General features: G+C 68.3%; 1 protein-coding gene. It reads left to right on the top strand.

Going from position 1 to position 1346, the window contains the following annotated elements; translation table 11 throughout:
* Positions 1–126 precede the first annotated feature (126 nt).
* Positions 127–1314, top strand: coding sequence for an IS30 family transposase (locus ACIRU3_RS47780; RefSeq protein ID WP_404070796.1), 1188 nt, complete (start codon positions 127–129; stop codon positions 1312–1314).
* The last annotated feature ends 32 nt before the right edge of the window (positions 1315–1346 follow it).

Genomic DNA, 1346 nt, shown 5'->3' with positions numbered 1-1346 from the left:
CTTCCGTTCTAGTGGTCGTCGCAACACCCCAGCTCAGGGGATGCGATGGACTTCGAGATTCGGGAGGGGCGCAAGCCTCAGGGGCCCCGCAAGTTGACTGCCGAGCGGGCCGCATACTTCCAGCTCATGGAGCAGGGTTACAGCACCCGGGAAGCGGCCCGCATCGTCGGCATCAACCTGCGGACCGGCAAGAAGTGGCGCAACGGCCACCACTCGCCGGGCAAGGGGTTGAAGCCGGTTCCACCGGTCTACCCGGTCCCCGGGCAGCAGCCCGAAGGGCCGGGTGGCCAGGGGAAAGCTGCTCCTCACACGTCGAGGTATCTCCGCGAGGAAGAGCGCATCCACATCGCCGACCGGCTGCGGGAGAGGGCGTCCGTCCGGCAAATCGCCGCCGAGCTGGGTCGCAGTCCGTCGACCGTCAGCCGGGAGATACGCCGCAACCGCCGGCCGATGCCCAAGGGTGGCTTCTCCTACCGGCCCTTCCACGCCGACAACCGGGCGCGACACAGACGAGCCCGCCCCAAGGTCGGCAAAATCGGCCAGTGCCCCGAGCTGCGGGACTTCATCCAGGAACACCTGACGATGCGGTGGAGCCCGGAACAGATCTGCCAGGCTCTGCGGGCACGCTTCCCTGACCGGCCGGAGATGCACGTGGTTCACGAGACGATCTACCAGGCTCTCTACGTCCAAGGCCGCGGGGAACTCCGTCGCGAACTGACCCGCTCGCTGCGGACCGGCAGGGCCGTGCGGCGGCCGCACCGCCTTGCCACCAAGCGCGTCAACCGGCCGATCAAGAACATGGTCATGATCAGCGAGCGCCCCGCCGAAGCAGCTGACCGAGCCGTCCCCGGCCACTGGGAAGGCGACCTGATCATCGGCAAGAACGGCCAGTCCGCCATCGGCACACTCGTCGAACGCTCCACCCGCTACCTGATGCTCGTCCACCTGCCGACCGGCCACAGCGGCCTGGCCACCCGCGACGCGCTCGCCACGACCGTCCAGACCCTCCCGCGTCACCTCTGGCGGTCCCTGACCTGGGACCAGGGCTCGGAGCTGTCCGCCCACCGGTCCTTCACCATCGCCACCGGCATCCAGGTCTACTTCTGCGACCCGGCCAGCCCCTGGCAGCGAGGCTCGAACGAGAACACCAATGGCCTGCTCCGGCAGTACTTCCCCAAGGGCACCGACCTTGCCGCCCACGCCCCCGAGGACCTGGCGGCCGTCGCCGCCGAACTGAACAGCCGACCACGCAAAACGCTCGGCTGGGAAACCCCAGCCGAGCGCCTCGCTAAGCTCCTGGCCACAGCCAGTTGATCACTGTGTTGCAACGACCCCTGGAATTCGCC

It is taken from the genome of Streptomyces sp. NPDC101151, assembly GCF_044768335.1.
GTDB lineage: Bacteria > Actinomycetota > Actinomycetes > Streptomycetales > Streptomycetaceae > Streptomyces.
The sequence above is the reverse complement of the archived record's forward strand: the minus strand, read 5'-3'. Positions and strand labels throughout refer to the sequence as shown.